The sequence below is a fragment of the Actinomadura formosensis NBRC 14204 genome, assembly GCF_001552155.1.
Lineage (GTDB): Bacteria > Actinomycetota > Actinomycetes > Streptosporangiales > Streptosporangiaceae > Spirillospora > Spirillospora formosensis.
Genome location: NZ_BCQQ01000037.1, coordinates 13,471 through 28,578, shown reverse-complemented (window position 1 = coordinate 28,578; position 15,108 = coordinate 13,471). Strand labels below are relative to the sequence as shown.

The following is a 15,108-nucleotide window of genomic DNA, read 5'->3' as shown; positions in this document are numbered from 1 at the left end:
TCACGAGGCGGGCCGGGTCATCCGTCCTCCGTCAGCAGCGAGAGGGCACGCCGGACGGCGTCAGGGTCGGCGACGGTGAGCGACTCCAGCAGACCGTCCAGGTCGGACGCCGAGATCGGGATGCGGCCGATGGCCCGCCACACGCCCGCACCGTCCCGCATGATCGCCCACTCCAGGAACAGATGGTGGAGCACGGCCTCGTTCATGTGGCTACCGCGATCGGTCCTGAAGAAACCGGTCGATGACCTGCGCGGCGTACTTGGTGTCGCCTCCGCAGTGGCACAGGAACCCGCCACGTCCGCGCGGAGCCTCATGGAACGCCCACCGGCCTCCGGGCACTGCCATGACATTGAGCGTGATCACGACACCGCCGGCGCCGTAGACCCGCAGCAGCGGCGTACGGACCGGGACGACCTCGGGGCAGTACGTCTTCACACAGCGCCACCCGTGCCGCTCCAGCGCGAGAGCGAGCAGGTCCAAGTGGCGTACGACGGTGTCGCGGTTGCGGTCGGTGCGCCACTTCAGGAGGCGGAAGTGGAGCCTCCGGCGAACCTGGTAGCCCGTCAGTGAAACTTGGCCCACGTGACCTTCCCTCCCTCATTGAGGGGACGGACGCCCCAGTCGTGGACGAGTTCGGCCATGAGCAGCAGCCCCCGTCCGGAGACGTCCGCGCAGTTCTCCGGCTGGATCTCCGGCCGCCCCTCCCCGGCGTCCCACACCTCCACCACCGGCCGGCCGTCGCGCTCGTCGCGGAACACCCGGACGACGATCTGCCCCTCACCGTGCAGGTAGCTGTTGGTGACCAGTTCGCAGACCACGACCCGGCCCACGTAGTCGTCTTCGACCCCCCACTCGGCGAACCGCTCGGCGAGGAACCGCCGCGCGAGACCCGGCGCCTGGTCGGTGGGTTCGAGGACGAGCGGCGGCGGAACCTCTGGAGCAAGCACTGTTGCTGACATGAGTGCGACCTTCGGAATGAGTCCGGCTTGACAAGGGGACATTCAGCCACCAGCGATGTACGGTGCGTAACAAACCAGGTGAGTCCTGGCTACAAGTCGCACCGTCGAGTCCGAGCTCGGTTGTGTCCGGTTGAGTCGCGCTTGTGTGGTACGCACCCTCAGGGAGACCTTCCATGTCCACTCGCCGCAGACGAAGCACCACAAGCCCAACGCTCGTCGCGTTCGGAAGGCGCTTCCGACGCTTCCGAAACGCCAAGGGCTGGACTCAAGAGAGCCTCGCCTCACGGGCACACGGCGGTGCGGGCGTGAAGCCGCAGTACATCGGGGCAATCGAGAATGGCCGTGCCAGGTGTACTGAGAAATTCGCCGCAGAGATGGACGAGTTGCTGGAGGCTCATGGCGAATTACTCGCCCTATGGCATGATCTCGCGATGGACTCGGCGTTTCCCACCTGGTTCGACTGGGTGGCCGTCGAGGGGGATGCGATCATCCTCGTGTCCTACAGCCTGTCCGTGGTGCACGGTCTACTTCAGGTGCCCGCCTATGCCGAAGCAATCTTGCATGGGGACAAGGACGCGGTGACGGCGCGCATGTCACGGCAGGCGATCTTCACCCGCTCCGATCCACCTCCGCCTGACGTCTCATTTCTGCTGGACGCCCAGACGCTCACACGCCCCGTCGGAAGTCCCGACGTCATGGTCGAGCAACTCGAACACCTCGCAGCCAAGATCGAGGACGGGATGCAAATCCAGATCGTTTCCGCAGATGGCACGCATCTGGGCAACACCCACTCCTTCACGATCGCCACCTTGGAGGACATGCAACAGGTCGCTTACGTCGAGACGCTGGCGCGTGGGTTCACGATGGCCGAACCAGCCGACCTTGTAGCCTTCGGCAAAGCGCTAAGGCAGGTTCAGGGACTTGCGCTCCCCGTGGCGCAGTCGTTGGACGAGATCCGCAGGAAGGCAACGACGTGGAAGCAGGCAAGATCGTCTGGCGAAAGGCCACCCGTTCGACTTCGACCGGAGGCGAGTGCGTAGAACTAGCCGCCTTCCCGGAAGGGGTGGGTGTCCGCGACTCCAAAGACCCAGACGGCCCGAAACTGATCGTGCGGCGCAACGAGTTCGCAGCCCTGATGACAACCCTGAAGCACTGACACTCCCCAATCAGCACGGGAGCCCCGGCCCTCCCAAGGGCCCGGGGCTCTCGCGTGCTCAGCACCACCCAGGCATCGTTATCGTCTCCCCACCGCTGCTCGGCGACTACAGCAGTTGATCCATTCGATGCCATGCCTATGGTGAAGACAGGAGACGACCGCCGGGCGTTCCAAGGCGTTCGGGGCCTGGCCCTCCCGATAGATCAGTCGCTTGATGTCATCCGAAAGGTGCAGGCAGAACGATGGACCTGAACACGACGACCTGGCGCAAGAGCAGTCACAGTGGCGGCACCGGAGGCGAGTGCGTCGAACTGGCGTCAACTCTTGGAATCATCGCCGTCCGCGACTCCAAAGACCCGGACGGCCCGAAACTGCTGATAGCGCGCGACGAGTTCGCCGCCCTAATGGCAACCCTGAAGCACTAACCCCCTAATCCGCTAATCCGCGCAGAGCTCCGGCCTCTTTCGAGGGTCCGGGGTTCTTGTGCGCTGTCATACCGTTCAGGGCTTTCGGCTCGCCGGGGGTTCTGACGTTACGGAGGGGCCATGCGCCGGCCCCTATCGGCCGATGCGATGCTCCTCGGTGTCGAGCCAAACGTACTGGCCCTCGGGGGTGACGGTCAGGCCCCACCGGTCGGCGGTGGGACGGTCGAGCCCGTCCCACCAGCGGTAGGCGTCCTCCACCTCCCACCACTCCTGCAGGGCCGGAGCCCCGCGGCCAGCGCTCGCCGTGCCCGCTGCGCGCTGGACGACGGTGATGTGGTGGACACGATACGGGTTATGACATCTCAGACGAGCTGGTAGTCCGCGTGGTCGATACCGCGCTCCCACACCGCTTCGAACGCCGACGAGCAGAGCTTGACCACGGCCGGGTCCGTGGTGGTCTCCTTTTGCTATGGCCGCCCGTCGCCGTCGAAGTGATTCCACATGACCAGCCGTCCGTCGAACAGCCAGAAGTCGGTGCCTGGAAGGCAGAGGTCGGCTGCCTGTCGCCGCGGCAACCAGCGCACTTGCTCGCCCGCATGCACGTTGGTGAACGTGCCGTCGTACTCGAACCGGATGTACTCGCTCACCGGCTCGGAAACGATGCGCGCCCGGCGAAGCCGGACACCACGAGCGGTCACCTCCTGGACGAGGGTGAGCCACGGCCTCCACCACGAGGCCGGGTCGTCGGGATCCTCCCGGTACCCTGCCCTCCACGCCTTGAACTCCTCGTCCTCCCGGTCCACAGCGTAGACGTCGCGCATCTCCAGGTGGACAGCGCTGGACCGTGCCGATGCCAGGAGATCAGCAGGCGTTCGGGGCATTCATCAACTCCTTGAGCAGCGGCAGAAGGCGTCCCGGAATCCGGACCACTTCCTCATTTGACGGGACGTGGTCGCGGCCGGAGGTCTCCAGGAGTTCGGCCACCACAGCCGGGTCACCTTCCTTCCATCCCTGCACCACCACGCTGCCGTCAGCGTCGTCGTACCAGAGCGAAGGCGAGTCACCGTCCTTGCAGTCCGGGTCCTTGCCGAGGAAACGTAATGCCATGGCGCTCTCCTTGGTGGAGGGTGTGCCCGAACGTGGCATGCCGGATACCGGCATGAGGCCGTACGGACGGCATGAGCAAGGTATCCAGGCATGCACTCTTGGCTTGCCGGTCGCACGCGGACCGGGTCGACAGGCGCCCTGCGTCATCGAGTCGGCACGGCGCCGCCGTCCAGCAGGAGGCGGCGCATCGGGGGCGGTATCGGGACCGCCTTGGCCGGGGTGGCCGGGTCTACGCAGACGAGGGTGAGGGTGGCGGTGCTTGCGCGGGTGCCGTCCTCGCGGATGAAATCGCCGCGCATCTCGAACGAGGTGCGGCCGACGCGGGTCGCGTAGAGGCGGCATTCGATCTGGTCGAAGAGGGTGATGGTGCGTTCGTACTCGGCGGACGCGGCGCGGGTGACGACCGCTACGCCGAGGCGCGCCGGAAGCTCGTCGAAGCGCAGGCCGTGCAGGAACCACCATTCGGTGTGCACGCGTTCCATCCAGCGCTGGTAGTTGGCGTAGTACACGATCCCGGCGGGATCGCAGTCGCCGTACGACAGGCGGAACGTCACCCGGTGCAGTGGATCGTCCGGCACGGTCACTCCCCTTGCAGATGCTAAGATTTAGATGTTAAGGGCCGTCCGGCCCATCGCACTCACGACGGGGGACCGGTGGAGGGAACGCGCCCGGCGCGCATTCGCCAGCCCCGCCTCGCCGACATGGTCGCCTCCGTCCTGCGTGAGCGGATCGTCAGCGGCGAGCTGGCCGACGGCGAGGTCATCGGCCCGCAGGACGACCTGCTCGCCGAGTTCGGGGTCAGCAAGCCGTCCATGCGGGAGGCGCTGCGCATCCTGGAGTCCGAGGGGCTCATCACCGTGCTGCGCGGCAACAAGGGCGGCGCCGTCGTGCACGTCCCGCGCACGGAGACGGCGGCGCAGGCCATCGACCTGGTGCTGCGGTCGCGGCAGACGGCGCCCGCGGACATCGCCGTCGCCCTGGTGCGGCTCGAACCGGTCTGCGCCGGCCTGTGCGCCGAACGCCCCGACCGGGAGACCAGCGTCATCCCGGCCCTGGAGGCGGCGCAGCGCGACGTCGAGGCGAACCTGGACGACCTGATCGGCTTCGTCCGCGCCGCCCGCGGGTTCCACGCCCAGCTCGTGTTCGGCTGCGGGAACGCCGCGATGGCGGTGGCCGTCGGCGCGCTCGAACGGCTCTGGACCACCGCCGAGCAGGAATGGGCGGGCGGCGCCGCCGGGCGCGGCGAGTTCCCCGGCCTCGACCAGCGCTCCCAGGGCGTGCGGGCCCACCACCGGCTGATCAGGCTGATCGCGGCCGGTGACGCCGCGGGCGCCGAACGCGCCGCACGGCGTCACCTGACCGCGGCCCAGTGCCATGTGCTGAACTAGCTACACCGACCAGGCGATCGGCAGGGTCGCCGGGCCCCACATCATGAACGAGTCGACGCGGGTCGGCTCGCCGTCGAGGCGCAGGCCGGGCAGCCGTTCGCCGAGCAGCCGCAGCGAGATCCGCGCCTCCAGCCGGGCCAGCGCCGCGCCGGGGCACAGGTACCGGCCGAGGCCGAACGACAGGTGCCGGCGGCGCAGCTCGTTCAGGTCACGGTCCAGCCGGAAGGTGTCCGGGTCGTCCCATGCCTCCGGGTCCCGGTTCGCGGACGCGTACAGCCCGTGCACCTTCGCCCCCACCGGGATCTCCACCCCGTGCAGGACGACCGGACGGGTGCTGGTGCGGTACAGCCCGAGAACCGGCGGGTCGTAGCGGAGGCTCTCCTCCACGGCCGCGTCCGCCAGTTCCGGGCGCGCCCGGACCTCCTCCCACAGCCCGAGATCCAGGAGCCGCCACACCGCGTTCGCGATGAGCGAGGTCGTGGTCTCGTTGCCGCCGACCAGCAGGAGCAGGATCAGCGGCAGCAACTCCTCGTCGGTGAACGGCCGCCCGTCGTGCTCGGCGGTGAGCAGGGCGGTGAGCAGGTCGTCCGGCAGCGCCCGCGGGCCGTCGCCGGCCAGCACCTCGCGGCGCCGCCCCAGGACGCCGGTGAAATAGCCGTCGATCTTGGCGCGGGCGGCGCCCTGCACCGCCGGGTCGGCGGCGTTCTGCCCCGCCATGAACTGATCCGACCACTCCTTGAAGTCGGCCTGGTCGGACGCGGGCACCCCGAGGATCTCGGCGATCACCAGGACGGGCAGCGGGACCGCGAACGCCTCGCACAGGTCGGCGCGGCCGTCCCCGGCGAACCCGTCGACCAGCCCGGCGGCCGTCGCGGTGATCCACTCCTCCAGCGCGGCGGTGCGGCGGGCCGTGAACGCCGACGTCACCAGCCGCCGGTAGACGGTGTGCTCCGGCGGGTCGGAGCGCAGCCCGCCCTCCCGCGTGTAGATCGGGCCCTGCCCCCACTCCGACGACCAGAGGCCGACGTCACCGAACACCTCGGTGACGTCGGCGTGCCGCGACACGGTGTAGAAGCCCTTCTCCCCGAACCCCGCGTAATGGTGCACCGGGCATTTGTCCCGGAGGGCGCGGTGCGCCGGCGCCGGGTCCTCCAGCACCTCCGGGGCGAACGGGTCGTACTCCCCGGAGGTGCCGGCGCCCGAAGAGCGCATGATCGTCATCGTGGGTCTCCCGGTCAGTACGCGTTCGGGTCGGCCTGGACCTCGGCCGGGACGGGGTGCCGGTACAGCTCGGCGGCGTTCTGCCAGGTGAAGCGGCGCACGTCCGCGTCGGGCAGCCCGCCGATCTCCGACTCGATGACCCGCTGGGTGTCCGGCCACGTCGAGTCGCAGTGCGGGTAGTCGCTCTCCAGCAGGATGTTCTCCACGCCGATGCGGTCGCGCAGCGCGAACGACGACTGGTCCTCCACGGCACAGAACCAGAAGTTGCGCTTGAGGACCTCGGCCGGGGTGAGGCCGATGTCCTTCGTCCACGTCCCGTACATGTCGTGGTAGCTGAGCATGTGGTCGAGCCGGTCCATCAGCCCCGCGACCCAGCCGATGCCGCCCTCGCTCAGGCAGATCTTCAGGTCCGGGTAGCGGACGGGCAGCATCGAGTACAGCCAGTCCACGGCGGCGAACATCGCGTACCCGAAGAACAGGACGCCGACCGTGTCGGGCGGTGCGTCATCGGCGGTCGCCGGGGACGTCCCGGACGACCCGATGTGCAGGTTCACGACCGTGCCCGTCTCCGCGCACGCCCGCATGAGCGGGTCCCAGTACCCGGTGTGCAGGGACGGCAGCCCGAGCTTCTGCGGCGCCTCCGAGAACGTCACCGCCTTGAAGCCGCGCTCGGCGTTGCGGCGGATCTCCTCGGCGCCGAGCTCCGGGTCGAGCAGCCACGGGATCTGGCAGGGGATGATCCGGTCCGGGTAGGACCCGGCCCACTCCTCCAGGTGCCAGTCGTTCCAGGCCCGGACGGCCGCGAGCGACAGTTCGGTGTCGGACATGGTGAGCTGCAGCCGCTGCCCCGCGAAGCCTGGCAGGAACGACGGGAAGTTGAGCGACGCGTAGATCCCGGCGAGGTCCATGTCCTTGATCCGGTGGTGGATGTCCCAGGCGCCGCGCCGCATCTCGTCGAACCGGGACGGCTCGAAGCTGTACTCCGACACGGGACGCCCGACGACGGCGTTGAACCCGACGTTCGGGAACTCCTTGCCGTCGTACACCCACACCTCGGTGCCGCCGTCCTTCTCCACGATCTTCGGGGCGCGGTCGGCGAGCCTGGCCGGCAGCCGTCCCTCGAACGTGTCCGGCGGCTCCACGATGTGGTCGTCCACGGAGATCACGGTGTACTTGCGGTCGCGCCGTTCGGGCTCGGGCAGCCAGGTGGGCCCCTCGGCGCCCCTGCCTCCGGTGGTGAAACCGGTGTTGGCCGCGAGGTCGTCCAGGTTGATGCTCATGAGTCCACCACCTCCGGATGGTCGCGGAGCAGCGCGCGGACCGCGCCGTTCCAGAAGAATTCGGTTCCGCGTTCGAGCAGCGACGCCTTCATGCTCCGCCGCAGGCCGGGCGCCACAAGCGTATGGTCCCGCCCCGAGACCAGCACGTCGTGCATGAGCCGGCACTGCCGGTCGATGGTCGCGGCCCGGTAGGTCGCCTCCTCCACCGACGGGCCGGTCACGATCACGCCGTGGTTGGCGAGCAGCACCACCGACTTGTCGCCGATCCGGTCGGCGAGGTCGGCGCCGAGGTCGGCGGTGGCGACCTCGCCGGTGTACTCGTCCACGAAGACCAGGTCGCCGTCGAACATCGACCCGGTCTGGTGCAGGAACTCCGGCAGCACGCCGAGCGCCGCGAGCACGGTCGCGTGGTACGGGTGGTTGTGCACCACGGCCCGCACGTCGGGGCGGCGGCGGTGCAGCTCGGTGTGGATGTGGATGGCGGGGGTGACGTCCCACTTGCCGTCGAGGACCTCCGCGTCCGGCGACACCCGGCAGATGTCGGACGCGGTGATCTCCTCCCACCACAGGCCCCACGGGTTGATCAGCAGGTCCTCGCCGTCCTCCACCCGGACGGTGATGTGGCCCGCGATGTTCTCGCTGAAACCGGACCGCCCGAGGATCCGGAACGCGCACGCCAGCTTCTGCCGGTCGCCGAGTTCCCTGCCGATCGGCGGCATCACCCGGGGCGTCCATTCGGCGGCGCCCCCGGCGACCGGTGCCGGTGCGGGCCGAGGCCCGACCTCCAACGTCACGGTTCCTCCCATCTGTCAGCCGCAGGCCGGCTGGTACACCGGCCACTGCCGGCCCGGCTTGCTGTTCTCGAACTGCATGAGGATCAGGCCGCAGAGCCCGTCGGTGCCGCTGTGCTTGCCCGGCTTGAACGACAGGGTGTAGCCCTTCTGCCCGAAGGAGGACGGGTAACCCGACACCTGCTCAAGGCCCTTGTTGATGGCCTCGCCGTCCACCTTCGGCCCGGCCTTCTCGATCGCCTTGGCGAGCATCCCGATCGCGTCGTAGGCCTGCGCGTCGTAGGCGGTGACGCTGACCGTGCCGCCGCGCCTGCCCGCCAGGAACTTCTCCAGCGCGGCCGTCTTGTCGTTCTCCCGCGTGATGGACCCGACGAAGACCAGCTTGTCGAGCGCCCCCGGCTTAGCCTGGCCCCACAGGTCCGGCTGGTTGCCGATGGACGCGAGCGAGAACCGGTCCACGTCCGGGACGAGCTGGTGCGCGGTGTTGTGGACGAGCACCTCCATCTGCCCGCCGAGCGCCGTGACGAGCATCGCGTCCGGCTTCGCCTGCTTGATCCGGGTGACCTGCGCGGTGACGTCGCTGGCGTCCACCGGCGCCACCTCCGTCGCCACCACCTCGATGCCAGCGTCCTTGATCGGGGTCAGCAGCGCCTTCTCCATCCCGGCGATGGACGCGCTGTCGTCCTTGAACACGGCGAGCCGCTTGTATCCGGCCTTCTTGAACGCCTCCGCGTAGACCTTGCCGAAGTCCGCGGTCGGGTTCGCGAGCGAGTACGTGTACGCCGAGTTCGGGCCGTCCCCGATGCCGGGGGTGATGTTCACCGGCGCGACCGCGGGCACCTTCTGCTGCTTCAGCAGCGTCTGCACCTGCAGGACGGACTGCCCGCCGGAGTTCATGACGATGGCCTGCGCGCCCTGGCTGAGCAGCTGCCGGACGACGGTCGGCGCCTTTGTCGCGTCGTTGTCGTCGCTCTTGACGACCAGCTTGAGCTTCTTGCCGCCGATGCCGCCCCGCTCGTTGACCTCGGCGACCGCGTCCTTGATCGTCTTGCCGACGATCGAGGCGTACGCGGCGGCGCCGCCGGAGGTGTCCTGGTCCATGCCGATGACGATGGTGTTCGCGTCGGCCTCGACGGACCCGGAGCCGGACGCGCAGGCGGTGACCGCGAGGGCGGGCAGCGCCGCCGCGGCCAGCACGGCGGCCCGGCCCGCTCTGCCGCGCGACCTCGGAAAGATTCCTGCCATGGGGGTTCCTCCTAGGGGTGGGGTGGAGGCGGGGGGACGGAGTCGGGAGTGATCACGACGCTCACGGGGGCGGTCTCAGGGGAGGCCGGGCGGTTCCCGGCGAGCGTCTCGATGGCCTCGGCCGCGTCCGCGAGCGCGAAGGAGTGGGTGACGAGGCGGTGCAGCGGCCGGTCGCCCGCCGCGATCAGCGCGACGGCCCGGCGGAACGAGGTGTGCCCGACCGCCCGGACGCCCTGGACGCGCAGCCCCTTGAGGACCACGTCGTCGCTGACCCAGCCGGGCACGGGCCTGCCGCCCTTGAGCCCGGCGAGGACCACCGTCCCGCCGGGCCGGGCGATCCGCATCGCGTCCAGCACGGTCGTGGTGTCGTGGGACGCGACGTCGATCACCACGTCGGCCGGGACGCCGCCGGTCAGCGCGAGGACCTTCTCCGGGACGCCGCCCCCGTCGGCCTCCACCGCGCCCGTCGCGCCCAGCTCCAGCGCGAGGTCGAGCTTGTGCCGGTCGGCCGCCAGCCCGGTGACGATCACCGGGCCGGCGCCGGCCGCCCGCGCCGCCAGCACGCAGGTCAGCCCGCGCTGCCCGGCGCCGAGCACGACCACGCAGTCGCCCGCGCGGGTGCCGGGCACCTCCACGGCCCACTCGACGCCCGCGGCGAGCGCGTTGAACGTCGCGGCGATCCTCGGGTCCACGGTGTCCGGTACCCGGTGGACGACGCTGTTCGGGTGCAGGTACATGTGGTCGGCGAACCCGCCCCACAGCGCGGGCGGGATCCTGGCGGGGATGAACCCGTAGCTCATCGGATGGTGGTCCCATCCGGCGCACAGCGCGTACCGGCCCGTGCGGCAGTCGCGGCACGCGCCGCACGGCAGCGCCGGCTCCACCACGACCCGGTCGCCCTCGGCGAGCCCCCAGCGCCGCGCCGCCCCCGCCCCGATCGCCGCGATCCGCCCGACCGGCTCATGCCCGGGGACGAACGGCGAGGCGGGGCCGATGGAGTCCAGCAGCGCGCCGCTGTACTCCTCCACGTCCGTCCCGCAGATCCCGCATGCCTCGACGCTCAGCAGCGCATCGTCGGGTCCGACGTCCGGAAGCGGCAGCTCCACCAGGTCGAGATCGCGCGGAGCGCGCTGGAGCACGGCACGGGCCGTCCCCGCCCCGCTCATTTGGTGATGGTCCGGACGCCGCCGAACACGCGGCGGACGCGGGGCGCGAAATGCTCCAGCGGCGGCGTGTCGAACCCGGGGTCGAAGGCGACCTGGTCCCACTCGTCGGCGAACCGGATCGCGTCGGCGTACCAGGGCTCGTCCTTGAACGTCTCCCGCTCGGCCGGATCCCACCCGAAGTGGTGGCCGTAGTGCACGGCCTCGAACGTCTGGTGGGCGTGGATGATCCGGTAGACGTCCTCGCACACGTACGGCCGCAGGATCTCCGCCGCCACCGCCGCGTGGTTCGCCGTCGAGATCACCTTGCCCATGTCGTGGCACAGCGCCGCGACCACCATCTCGTCGTCCGCGCCCGCCGCCTCCGCGTGCGCCGCGGTCTGCAGCGAATGCTGGAGCTGGTCGACGGCGAACCCGTCGCGGAACGCCGACAGCGAGGCCAGCATCGGCAGCACCCGGTCGGGTGCGTCCTCCTGCGTCTTGAGGGTCTCGCCGCGGATGTACAGCCACTCCTCGCGGGTGCCCCGGTCCATTCGGGTGAACATGTGCCTCCTTACCGGTAGCGCGGCCGGAAGTCCGGATCCGCGGGGTCGAGCCCGTTCTCGTGCTCGGCGAACCAGCGCGTCCGCACCGCCCGGGTCAGCCGGGCGTCCACGAGCACCGGGCCGGACGGGTCGGCGATCAGTCCCTTGAGGTCGTCCAGCTCACCGGGCGTCCGGACGGTCACGGCCGTCGCGCCGAACGCGCGGGCCACCGCCGCGAAGTCGGGACGCGGGATGACCGACAGGCCGACGTCCATGCCCCGGTGCAGCATGTTGTGGTACTCGTAGCCGAACGCCCCGTCGTTCATGACGACGACCACGAGGCGCAGGCCCCGCCGCACCGCCGTGTCCAGTTCGGCGAGGTTCATCATCAGCGCGCCGTCCCCGGTGACGGCCAGGGTCACCCGCTCGGGCCGGGCGGTCGCCGCGCCGATCGCCGACGCGAGCCCCAGCCCGATCGACCCGAAGTTGACGGGGAACACCAGCCCGGACGGATCGGGCACCGACAGGCCCCGGCACGGCTCGGACAGCGCGGCGTGCCCGCCCTCGACCACCAGTGTCCGCTCCCGCGGGACGATCCGCTCCAGCGCCGCCACCACCGTGTGCGGGTCGAGGCCGGTCTCGTCGCTGCCGTCCGGGTGCTCGGTGTCGTAGCCGTTCTCGGTCAGGCGCCGCGCGGTCTCGGCGGTCCGCCGGCCGGTCTTCGGCTCGGCCACCTCGGTGAGCATCGCGGCGAGCGCCCCCGCGTCGCCGAGAACGCGCAGGTCGGCGGGTGTCCACGCGTCGAACGCCGCGGGCCGGACATCGTTGTGCACGATCACCGGGTTCCCGGCGAGCATCCGGCCGCCGTCCACGGTGAAGGAGTTGAGCCCGGCGCCCATCGCCAGCAGCAGGTCGGACTCCCTGATCAGCTCCCGCCCGATCGCGGTGGCGAAGCCCCCGCACACGCCGACGTCGAACGGCTCACCGGTGAAGAGGCCCTTGGCCTTCAGCGTCGTGGCCAGCAGCGCGCCCGTCCGCTCGGCGAGCGCGACCAGTTCGTCCCGCGCGTGGGCGGCACCGCGCCCCGCGACGATCACGGGCCGCTCCGCCCGCCCGAGCGCCTCCGCGACCCGCGCGACCTCCTCGGCCCGCGGCACCGGCACGGGCGTCCGATCCTCGCGGAACGTTCCAGGCCCGGCGCCGGCCGCCAGCGCCAGCAGCGGTGTCGGGACGTTCAGCACGATCGGCCGCCGCTCGGTGAACGCCCGCCGGATCGCGAGCACCACGTCCGCCACGGCCGACTCCGCCGAGTGCACCCACTGGACGCCCGCGCCGGTCGGCCGGACGACGTCCCCCTGGTCGATGGCCTGCGGATTGCGCCGGTCGCCCGGCGGCGTGTCGGCGGCGACGAGCAGCATCGGCGTCCCGGCCCGCGCCGCCTCGGTCAGCGCGGTCACCGCGTTGGTCAGGGCCGGCCCGTGCGTGACGGTCGCGACCCCGAGCCGCCCTCCGGCCCGCGCGTACCCGTCCGCCATGAGCACGGCGCCGTCCTCCCGGGCCGCCGCCACATAGTCCGCGCCGTGCTCGCGGACCAGCACGTCCAGGATCGGCAGGTTCCCGTCCCCGAGCACCCCGAACAGGCACGACACCCCATGCTCGGCGAGCGCTCCCGCCACCGCCTCGGCGACCCGCATCCGCGCCTCCCAGCTCATCCGGCACTGATAGGGACTATCTTATAAAAGAAAGCCACCAGTCAAGGGGTTGCTCTCACGCATCACCGCAGGACCGGCCCGGGACGACCGCCGAAGGCGATGCCGCACCCGGCCCGAAGTGCGCCGCGGGCGCCCGGGACAGAACGGCCGCCGACACGCGAACGGCCCGGCCGTCACGGACGGAGCCGCACAAGGTCACCGGTCACGGCGAGGGCGCGTTCCATCGGCGAGCGGATGCCGAGGCCGGTACGGACGGGCGCAACTCAGAGCCGCAGGAACGCGGAAGACCGGGAGAAGCAGGAGCACGAGAGGCGCGAGAGGACGCGAAGACACGGGAAGCCGGGAGCGACACGGACACACAAAGATGCGAGATGGCGCAGAAACGCGAGAGAACGCGGGAGACGCGAGAGGACGCGGGAACTCGGGAGGACGCGGGAAGCGTGGGAACCCGGGAGGACGCGGGGAACGCAGGAAAGCGCGGAAACCCGGGAGGACGCGGGAAGCGCGGGAACGCGGAAGGACGCGGAACGCGGAAGGACGCGGGAAGTGCGAGGGGTGTGGGAGAGGAGGTGCGGGCCGGTGGCCTGGTGGGGGAGCCGAGGGGCGGAGGCCCTCGCCGTTGAAGGCGTCCGTCCCAGAGAGGGGGTGTCCGGCCGGAGCCGGGGCTCGTTCAGGGTCAGATGAGGCCCTGGGCGAGCATCGCGTCGGCGACGCGCTCGAAGCCCGCGATGTTGGCGCCGACGACGTAGTCGCCGGGGGCGCCGTAGCGTTCGGCGGTCCCGTAGCAGGTCTCGTGGATGTCCGTCATGATCGTGGCCAGTTCCTCCTCCACGCGGGAGAACGACCAGGCGGCGCGGCTCGCGTTCTGCCGCATCTCCAGCGCGCTGACGGCGACACCGCCCGCGTTGGCCGCCTTGCCGGGGCCGAACGCGACACCCGCGTCCTGGAAGATGTGCACGGCTTCGGGCGTGGTCGGCATGTTCGCGCCCTCGGACACGGCCTTGACGCCGTTGCGGACGAGGATCCGCGCGGCCTCCGCGTCCAGCTCGTTCTGCGTCGCGGACGGCAGCGCGATGTCGCCCGGGACGTCCCAGACGCGGCCGCCGGGCACGTACCGGGCGGACGCGCCGCGCAGCTCGGCGTAGTCGGAGACGCGGCCCCGGTCGACCTCCTTGACGTGCTTGAGCAGGTCGAGGTCGATGCCCTTCTCGTCCACCACGTAGCCGCCGGAGTCGGACACGGTGATCACGTTGGCGCCGAGCTGCTGGGCCTTCTCCACCGTGTAGATCGCGACGTTCCCGGAGCCGGACACGACGATCTGCTGGCCGTCCAGGTCCTCGCCGCGGTGGCGCAGCATCTCGGCCGTGAACATGACGTTGCCGTAGCCGGTCGCCTCCGTCCGGCAGGCGGACCCGCCCCACAGCTGGCCCTTGCCGGTCAGCATCCCCGCCTCCCAGCGGTTCGTGACCCGGCGGTACTGGCCGAACAGGTAGCCGATCTCGCGGGCGCCGACGCCGATGTCCCCGGCCGGGACGTCGGTGTGCTCGCCGACGTGGCGGTACAGCTCGGTCATGAACGACTGGCAGAACCGCATGACCTCCTCGTCGGAGCGGCCGTGCGGGTCGAAGTCGCTGCCGCCCTTGCCGCCGCCGATGCCGAGCCCCGTCAGCGCGTTCTTGAAGATCTGCTCGAAGCCGAGGAACTTGACGATGCCGAGGTTCACGGTCGGATGAAAGCGGAGCCCGCCCTTGTACGGCCCGAGCGCGCCGCTGAACTCGACGCGGAAGCCGCGGTTGACGTGGATCTCGCCGTTGTCGTCCTGCCAGGGCACCCGGAACATGATCTGCCGTTCCGGCTCGATCATCCTTTCGACGAGCTTGGCGGCGGCCAGCCTGGGGCGGGCGGCCAGCACCGGGCCGAGGGATTCGAGTACCTCGTGCACGGCCTGGTGGAACTCCGGTTCACCGGGGTCACGGCGCAGAACCCTGTCGTAGGACTCTTCGAGGAGGGCCAGCGTCTCGGGTGGCGCCGGCAGACGGGGGGCCAATGGCATGGTGCGGTCCCTTCCTTGGGTCTCCTCCACTCTAAAACCTGCGTCTCCCCGCATGAGACGAACTCACCGCAGGTCGGAGCACAT

At 70.5% G+C, this 15,108-nt stretch carries 18 protein-coding genes and 1 pseudogene; 4 read left to right on the top strand and 15 right to left on the bottom strand.

Annotation, left to right across the window (positions count from 1 at the left end; all coding sequences use genetic code 11):
• Positions 1–17: 17 nt before the first annotated feature.
• Genes AF1_RS12555 through AF1_RS12545 form a run of 3 tightly spaced genes read right to left on the bottom strand, consistent with a single transcriptional unit; the run spans position 18 to position 959 of the window.
• The gene (locus tag AF1_RS12555) at positions 18–206 is read right to left on the bottom strand and encodes a hypothetical protein (RefSeq protein ID WP_067797022.1); all 189 of its coding nucleotides are present in this window, start codon (positions 204–206) and stop codon (positions 18–20) included.
• A 4-nt stretch (positions 207–210) separates the two neighbouring features.
• A complete protein-coding gene (locus tag AF1_RS12550; RefSeq protein ID WP_067797019.1) occupies positions 211–582 on the bottom strand; it encodes a hypothetical protein in 372 nt (123 codons plus the stop codon).
• On the bottom strand, positions 564–959 hold the full coding sequence (locus tag AF1_RS12545; protein ID WP_165488400.1) for an ATP-binding protein: 396 nt from the start codon (positions 957–959) through the stop codon (positions 564–566). Before AF1_RS12545 ends, AF1_RS12550 begins: the two co-directional genes overlap by 19 nt.
• Before the next feature lie 173 nt (positions 960–1,132).
• On the opposite strand from AF1_RS12545, the gene AF1_RS12540 reads away from it, so the two are divergent.
• The 3 genes from AF1_RS12540 to AF1_RS12535 all read left to right on the top strand — a co-directional run bounded on the left by AF1_RS12540 (position 1,133) and on the right by AF1_RS12535 (position 2,540).
• Positions 1,133–1,999 (top strand): helix-turn-helix domain-containing protein, encoded by an 867-nt coding sequence (locus tag AF1_RS12540; protein WP_084262827.1) that lies wholly within the window; start codon positions 1,133–1,135, stop codon positions 1,997–1,999.
• Entirely contained in the window at positions 1,933–2,115 is a 183-nt protein-coding gene (locus AF1_RS33210; protein ID WP_084262826.1) for a DUF397 domain-containing protein, read from the top strand. The genes AF1_RS12540 and AF1_RS33210 overlap by 67 nt, the downstream gene beginning before the upstream one ends.
• A gap of 242 nt (positions 2,116–2,357) precedes the next feature.
• A complete protein-coding gene (locus AF1_RS12535) occupies positions 2,358–2,540 on the top strand; it encodes a DUF397 domain-containing protein (protein WP_067797013.1) in 183 nt (60 codons plus the stop codon).
• Between the two features lie 132 nt (positions 2,541–2,672).
• Here AF1_RS12535 and AF1_RS36295 read toward each other — a convergent pair whose 3' ends face one another.
• The 4 genes and pseudogenes from AF1_RS36295 to AF1_RS12520 all read right to left on the bottom strand — a co-directional run bounded on the left by AF1_RS36295 (position 2,673) and on the right by AF1_RS12520 (position 4,225).
• Complete coding sequence (locus AF1_RS36295; protein WP_255218798.1) at positions 2,673–2,798, bottom strand: hypothetical protein; 126 nt, start codon at positions 2,796–2,798, stop codon at positions 2,673–2,675.
• 104 nt (positions 2,799–2,902) lie between these two features.
• Positions 2,903–3,421: pseudogene (locus AF1_RS12530) on the bottom strand (DUF6879 family protein).
• A complete protein-coding gene (locus AF1_RS12525) occupies positions 3,402–3,647 on the bottom strand; it encodes a hypothetical protein (RefSeq protein WP_067797010.1) in 246 nt (81 codons plus the stop codon). The pseudogene AF1_RS12530 and the gene AF1_RS12525 overlap by 20 nt, the downstream one beginning before the upstream one ends.
• A 143-nt stretch (positions 3,648–3,790) precedes the next feature.
• Positions 3,791–4,225, bottom strand: coding sequence for an acyl-CoA thioesterase (locus tag AF1_RS12520; protein WP_067797008.1), 435 nt, complete (start codon positions 4,223–4,225; stop codon positions 3,791–3,793).
• A 75-nt stretch (positions 4,226–4,300) separates the two neighbouring features.
• On the opposite strand from AF1_RS12520, the gene AF1_RS12515 reads away from it, so the two are divergent.
• Positions 4,301–5,035: a FadR/GntR family transcriptional regulator gene (locus AF1_RS12515; RefSeq protein WP_067797005.1), complete on the top strand. Its 735-nt coding sequence runs from the start codon at positions 4,301–4,303 to the stop codon at positions 5,033–5,035.
• On the opposite strand, the gene AF1_RS12510 is transcribed toward AF1_RS12515, so the two are convergent.
• The 8 genes from AF1_RS12510 to gdhA all read right to left on the bottom strand — a co-directional run bounded on the left by AF1_RS12510 (position 5,036) and on the right by gdhA (position 15,024).
• On the bottom strand, positions 5,036–6,247 hold the full coding sequence (locus tag AF1_RS12510) for a cytochrome P450 (RefSeq protein WP_131732733.1): 1,212 nt from the start codon (positions 6,245–6,247) through the stop codon (positions 5,036–5,038).
• A 23-nt stretch (positions 6,248–6,270) separates the two neighbouring features.
• Positions 6,271–7,536 (bottom strand): amidohydrolase family protein, encoded by a 1,266-nt coding sequence (locus tag AF1_RS12505; protein ID WP_067797000.1) that lies wholly within the window; start codon positions 7,534–7,536, stop codon positions 6,271–6,273.
• Positions 7,533–8,330: a class II aldolase/adducin family protein gene (locus AF1_RS12500; protein ID WP_207394089.1), complete on the bottom strand. Its 798-nt coding sequence runs from the start codon at positions 8,328–8,330 to the stop codon at positions 7,533–7,535. The genes AF1_RS12505 and AF1_RS12500 overlap by 4 nt, the downstream gene beginning before the upstream one ends.
• Positions 8,331–8,345: 15 nt before the next feature.
• The gene (locus AF1_RS12495; RefSeq protein ID WP_084262822.1) at positions 8,346–9,572 is read right to left on the bottom strand and encodes an ABC transporter substrate-binding protein; all 1,227 of its coding nucleotides are present in this window, start codon (positions 9,570–9,572) and stop codon (positions 8,346–8,348) included.
• An 11-nt stretch (positions 9,573–9,583) separates the two neighbouring features.
• Complete coding sequence (locus AF1_RS12490; RefSeq protein WP_084262821.1) at positions 9,584–10,738, bottom strand: zinc-dependent alcohol dehydrogenase; 1,155 nt, start codon at positions 10,736–10,738, stop codon at positions 9,584–9,586.
• Positions 10,735–11,280 (bottom strand): HD domain-containing protein, encoded by a 546-nt coding sequence (locus AF1_RS12485; RefSeq protein WP_067796985.1) that lies wholly within the window; start codon positions 11,278–11,280, stop codon positions 10,735–10,737. The genes AF1_RS12490 and AF1_RS12485 overlap by 4 nt, the downstream gene beginning before the upstream one ends.
• Before the next feature lie 8 nt (positions 11,281–11,288).
• Positions 11,289–12,971 (bottom strand): thiamine pyrophosphate-binding protein, encoded by a 1,683-nt coding sequence (locus AF1_RS12480; protein WP_084262820.1) that lies wholly within the window; start codon positions 12,969–12,971, stop codon positions 11,289–11,291.
• A 676-nt stretch (positions 12,972–13,647) separates the two neighbouring features.
• Positions 13,648–15,024: an NADP-specific glutamate dehydrogenase gene (gdhA, locus tag AF1_RS12475; RefSeq protein ID WP_084262819.1), complete on the bottom strand. Its 1,377-nt coding sequence runs from the start codon at positions 15,022–15,024 to the stop codon at positions 13,648–13,650.
• Positions 15,025–15,108: the final 84 nt, after the last annotated feature.

Excerpts from the sequence above, each read along its gene's own strand:
- AF1_RS12555 (WP_067797022.1), bottom strand. The coding sequence starts at position 206 with ATGAACGAGGCCGTGCTCCACCATCTGTTCCTGGAGTGGGCGATCATG.
- AF1_RS12545 (WP_165488400.1), bottom strand. The coding sequence starts at position 959 with ATGTCAGCAACAGTGCTTGCTCCAGAGGTTCCGCCGCCGCTCGTCCTC.
- AF1_RS12540 (WP_084262827.1), top strand. The coding sequence starts at position 1,133 with ATGTCCACTCGCCGCAGACGAAGCACCACAAGCCCAACGCTCGTCGCG.
- AF1_RS12535 (WP_067797013.1), top strand. The coding sequence starts at position 2,358 with ATGGACCTGAACACGACGACCTGGCGCAAGAGCAGTCACAGTGGCGGC.
- AF1_RS12525 (WP_067797010.1), bottom strand. The coding sequence starts at position 3,647 with ATGGCATTACGTTTCCTCGGCAAGGACCCGGACTGCAAGGACGGTGAC.
- AF1_RS12510 (WP_131732733.1), bottom strand. The coding sequence starts at position 6,247 with ATGCGCTCTTCGGGCGCCGGCACCTCCGGGGAGTACGACCCGTTCGCC.
- AF1_RS12505 (WP_067797000.1), bottom strand. The coding sequence starts at position 7,536 with ATGAGCATCAACCTGGACGACCTCGCGGCCAACACCGGTTTCACCACC.
- AF1_RS12495 (WP_084262822.1), bottom strand. The coding sequence starts at position 9,572 with ATGGCAGGAATCTTTCCGAGGTCGCGCGGCAGAGCGGGCCGGGCCGCC.
- AF1_RS12490 (WP_084262821.1), bottom strand. The coding sequence starts at position 10,738 with ATGAGCGGGGCGGGGACGGCCCGTGCCGTGCTCCAGCGCGCTCCGCGC.
- AF1_RS12485 (WP_067796985.1), bottom strand. The coding sequence starts at position 11,280 with ATGTTCACCCGAATGGACCGGGGCACCCGCGAGGAGTGGCTGTACATC.
- AF1_RS12480 (WP_084262820.1), bottom strand. The coding sequence starts at position 12,971 with ATGAGCTGGGAGGCGCGGATGCGGGTCGCCGAGGCGGTGGCGGGAGCG.
- gdhA (WP_084262819.1), bottom strand. The coding sequence starts at position 15,024 with ATGCCATTGGCCCCCCGTCTGCCGGCGCCACCCGAGACGCTGGCCCTC.